The 4,595-nt window shown below is 61.7% G+C and carries 4 protein-coding genes and 1 pseudogene; 4 read left to right on the top strand and 1 reads right to left on the bottom strand.

Annotated elements, in window-relative coordinates; all coding sequences use genetic code 11:
- Nucleotides 1-325 (top strand): YncE family protein (locus tag R6U20_RS02185; protein WP_410336234.1); only part of this gene is annotated, 325 nt, incomplete at its 5' end.
- 559 nt (nucleotides 326-884) lie between these two features.
- On the opposite strand, the gene R6U20_RS02190 is transcribed toward R6U20_RS02185, so the two are convergent.
- The gene (locus R6U20_RS02190; RefSeq protein WP_410336235.1) at nucleotides 885-2,081 is read right to left on the bottom strand and encodes a PQQ-dependent sugar dehydrogenase; all 1,197 of its coding nucleotides are present in this window, start codon (nucleotides 2,079-2,081) and stop codon (nucleotides 885-887) included.
- 171 nt (nucleotides 2,082-2,252) lie between these two features.
- On the opposite strand from R6U20_RS02190, the gene R6U20_RS02195 reads away from it, so the two are divergent.
- From R6U20_RS02195 to R6U20_RS02205, 3 genes and pseudogenes are all read left to right on the top strand, one after another.
- Complete coding sequence (locus R6U20_RS02195) at nucleotides 2,253-3,407, top strand: glycosyltransferase (RefSeq protein ID WP_410336236.1); 1,155 nt, start codon at nucleotides 2,253-2,255, stop codon at nucleotides 3,405-3,407.
- A gap of 78 nt (nucleotides 3,408-3,485) precedes the next feature.
- The gene (locus R6U20_RS02200; RefSeq protein ID WP_410336237.1) at nucleotides 3,486-4,352 is read left to right on the top strand and encodes an MBL fold metallo-hydrolase; all 867 of its coding nucleotides are present in this window, start codon (nucleotides 3,486-3,488) and stop codon (nucleotides 4,350-4,352) included.
- Nucleotides 4,353-4,492: 140 nt separating this feature from the next.
- Nucleotides 4,493-4,595: pseudogene (locus R6U20_RS02205) on the top strand (ArsR family transcriptional regulator); the annotation flags it as partial.

Here is a 4,595-nt window from a genome sequence, read left to right on the forward strand (position 1 = left end):
CCCCGAGACACTCGAAGTCGTCGATTCGTTTACGGTCGAGGGCTTTCCGCTGCGCATCTACATGACCCCCGACGGCAATACCGCACTGGTGTCATGTGCTCGTGCGAACGAAGTCGCCATTGTTGACACGGACACGCGTGAAGTGGTTGCTCGCGTGCCGACTGGCGAAGCGCCCGTAGGGATCCAGATTACACCCGACGGCACCGAAGCCTTCGTGGGCAACATGAACGGTGGGAGCGTAACCGTCATCGATCTGGAGGCGCAAGCCGTTTCCGATACCCTGCCGTTGGGCACAGGCCCCGATGGCATGGCGTTCGTAGAGTAGTGGTGTGTCAGAGGTCAATGTGTGGGTAGTAACGCACCTCTCTCAGAATGCGTTGTGCTATACATATAATCGCTGTTGAACATGCAGAAATGCTTGTTTATGCGCCCACACCGTCATCCCAGACGGAGCGGAGCGACGATCTGGGATCCATGCCCCAATGGAGGGATACGTTAGCGGAGTGAGTTCGCCCTCAAACGGCGAATGGATCCCGGATCAGCGGCGCCAGGGGCGCCTTGCCTGTCCTGAACTCGATTCAGGATCTGGATGACGGGCGTTGGGCGGGCTGTGCGACTGCTGAACCTATAGCACAACCCGTTCTCAGACTACACGTCGCTAAACACGTACGCTGTCGGTAGAAAAATCTCCTTCTTGCACCTGTTCGGCTCGCAGTGGGAGAGATTCCCGCAAGGGATGACCTATCGGCCCCTTCGCACAACAGGAATGACCTACGACCCTCGCTTCGCTCCTCAGAATGACAGAATGTGGAGTGTTGGCGTTATACCCCGCAACTTGGGTTGCATGGTGTAGGGGCACGCCTCGCCGTGCCCCTACTACTTACCTATTCAACCGGCTCCATCCGAAAGATACCGCCGTTGGCATCGTCGGTGAGCAGATAGATGAAACCGTCGGGACCGGTGCGCACATCGCGGATGCGCCCAAGCTCGTCGGCCAAGAGCTCTTCCTGATCCGTCACCTCGTCGCCATCAACCACCACGCGGCGGATCTGCTGGTACGCCAGCGCGCCTACAAACAGGTTGCCCTGCCACTCCGGAAACGCATCGCCATCGTACGCGGCCATGCCTGAAGGGGCAATTGAAGGCGTCCACTGGATCACCGGCTCCACGAACTCATCCGTCTCATCGGGATCGATGCCCACGGGTTCGTCCTCGCGGTACTCGCGTCCATAGGTGGCTTCGGGCCAGCCGTAGTTGTTGCCTGCTTCAATCAGGTTCAGCTCATCGCCGCCGCGCGGACCGTGCTCATGCGCCCAGATAATGCCCGATTCAGGGTGGCGCACAATCCCTTGCTGGTTGCGGTGTCCGTAGCTGTAGTGCGCATCGTTGACTGCGTCATCATCCACAAACGGATTATCGCTGGGGATGCTGCCGTCCTCGTTCAGACGCAGCAGCACGCCGGCATCGTCTTCGGTGTCTTGGGCCGGATCGCGGAGCCCGCGGTCGCCGATGCTGGCGAGGAAGGTGCCGTCTTCCATAAAGACAATGCGCGAGCCGTAGTGGCGTCCGGGCTCCTTAGGCGGGTCCTGCACGTAGAGCGTCTCCACATCGGTCAGGGTATCGTCTTCAAGCTGAGCGCGAGCCACGGTGGTAGACGTAAGCTCATCGCCTTGTGGGTTGGAATACGTGAAGTAGATCCACCCCGTATTCTCGTAGTCCGGATGCAGCACCACATCAAGAAGACCGCCCTGGTTCTCGGCATGCACCTCGGGTACGCCGCTTAAGGACGTCACGCTGCCATCAGGTGCTACGCGATTCATGCGTCCAGGCCGCTCGGTCACGAGCATGTCGCCCCCAGGCAAGAACGCGATGCCCCACGGATTTTCCAGATTATCCGCCAGTTGCACCACCTGAAAGTCGAGTTCCTCGCTCTCTACGAGATCCACAACGACCTCTCCCTGCTGGCCTTCGGAAGCGGACTCCTCGTTATCGGCTGCCGAATCTCCAGAAGATACATCGCCACACCCTAAAAGTGCAGCACCCAGAATCACCAGTACACTATGTAAAATGACAGTACGCATAGAACACAAAAGAACCTGTGGGAAGACAAGACGAACAACGACTCGTTCACGGCACGCACAGCATGGTTATCCGTTTCCGCGCATATCGGCTATTGTACAAATAATGTTACGGTTATCAGCTAAAGCCCATCAGTTGGGTCTCGTTGCGTATTGACTTCCTCCTGTGCTTGCATGACTGCCTCTTCTGTGTTAGATCGGTCGGCCCCGCTGGCGCATGTTGGACCTGCGCATCCGTATCGGGGGGGCATTGCGCACTTCACGGAACTCACAGCCCGCGCTATGCGCAACGCTGGGCATCCGCCTGTGCTTTGCACATTCCAGCGGCAGTACCCGGCGTGGCTCTTCCCCGGACGCACACAGACGGTGGAGCCTGGCACCCCGCCGCCCGCCGACCTCCCGCGACCCGACCGGCGCATTGACACACTCAACCCGCTCACCTGGCACCGCACGGCACGGTGGATGCAGCAGCAGGCCGCTGGGGCTGTCGTGCAGTACTGGATGCCTTTTATGGCACCGCCCTTCGCGTACATCGCCTGGCAGATGCGTCGGGCCGGTCGCCCCGTTGTCGGGATCATCCACAACGCACGGCCCCACGAACGGCACTGGGGGGATACGCAGCTAAGTCGCCTCTTCCTGCATCAGCTAAGCGGCGCCGTAGCGCTCTCAAAGTCGGTAGCCGCCGATGTCCGCGTGCTGGCCCCTGCGCTTCCCACCGAACAGATCGACCACCCCGTGTACACCCGCTTCGGGGACTCTCCCGATCGGGCTGCCGCTCGGAACCGCCTGGATCTGCCCGCCGAAGGACCGCTCGTGCTCTTCTTCGGGTTCGTGCGCCGCTACAAAGGACTCGATGTGCTGCTCGACGCCTGGCCCACGGTGCAACAGGTGCTGCCCGATGCGTTTCTGTGCATTGCAGGCGAGGCGTACGACGACCCGACGCCGTACCGCACCCAGATTGAGGCGCTACCCGCTCCCAACCGCGTGCGGTGGGACGACCACTACATCCCCGAGGACCAGGTCGCTGATTACTTTGCCGCCGCCGATTTGGTTGTGCAGCCGTACCGCCACGCCACACAGAGCGGGGTGGTGCAGATTGCAGCCCACGCGAACCGGCCTGTCATCGTGACGGCTGTCGGCGGACTCCCCGAAATGGTCGAGACCGGACGCAGCGGGTTCGTGGTGCCCCCTGAAAATCCGGGGGCTCTGGCAGAGGCCATCATCCATGCGTGCCAGCCCAAACAGCGCGAACAGCTTTCCGGGCCGCGCGCTTCCGGCGGGTCGGCAGATGCACTGGCACAGGCGGTGGAACGGCTTTTGCTGCGATGAATCTGCGCATCCCACTACCCGTATCGGAGGCATACTTCCGCCCGCATAACCCATTGTTTCTCCTACAACTTGACAGCTATGAGCAGTACCCGCATTTCGCATGACTCTGTGCACGGCCTCCGTGTAGGGCGCTGGCCCATAGGCCCGTCTACGCGCAGCATCTGCTACCGTGCGGGACGTACGCTTATCGACACCGGGCCGCCGAACCAGTGGAAACACGTCCGCCGCTTCGTGGAAGCAGAGCACGAGACGCATGGCATTGAGCGCGTAGTGTGCACGCATCACCACGAGGACCACGCGGGCAACGCCGCACGCATTCAGGACCTGTTGGATGTGCCGGTGTATGCGCCCGAAGAGAGCCTGGAGCGGCTCCGCGAGGGATTTGCCATGGAGTGGTATCGCCGCGTGGTGTGGGGCACGCCGCCCGAAATCGAAGCCGAGCCGCTCCCCGAGACGCTTCCGCTCGGCCCCGGCGCCACGCTACACGCCCATGCTGCCCCCGGCCACGCCGACGACATGGTGTGCCTGCATGTGCCCGAGCACCGCTGGCTCTTCACCGCCGACCTGTTTCTGGCGCCGCGCATCGAGTACCTCCGTTTTGATGAGGATGTGCATGCGCTGGCCGAATCGCTGCACGCCATGGCCCAACTCCCGGCGGATGTGCTGTTCTGCGGACATCAAGGCGTGGTCGAGGCGGGGGCCGCGGCGCTTCAGCAAAAAGCGCGCTATCTCGAAGCGCTCTGCGGACAGGTGCAGCGCCGGTACTACCGCGAGCAACAGCCGCTTCCCGCCATCCAAGACGACCTGCTGGGTCGCGAGGGTACGCTGCGCTGGCTCACCGGCGGCGACTTCTCCAAAAAGAACCTGATTGCGGCTTGCATCCGCCGCCCCGACGACTCGGACGACCTCCCCGACATGATCAGCGCCCCCACGCCGATGCAGTAGCCGTGCTGCAACGCAATGCCTGTGATCTTAAGTAGGGCAACGAAAAAACACTGTGACGTCGAAACGATGTAGAAGGACGCTCCTTCCACGCCATGTCCCATGATCACGTCTTGACTTCCCGCATCGGTGGATACCGCCCCTCGCAGAGCAACATCTCCCAGCATCTGGGCATCCTCCGGGACAAGGGCATCCTTGCCACGCGCAAGGATGCCAACCGCGTCTATTACCGAGTCGGCGATGCCC

The organism is Longimonas sp., assembly GCF_046498435.1.
Lineage (GTDB): Bacteria > Bacteroidota > Rhodothermia > Rhodothermales > Salinibacteraceae > Longimonas.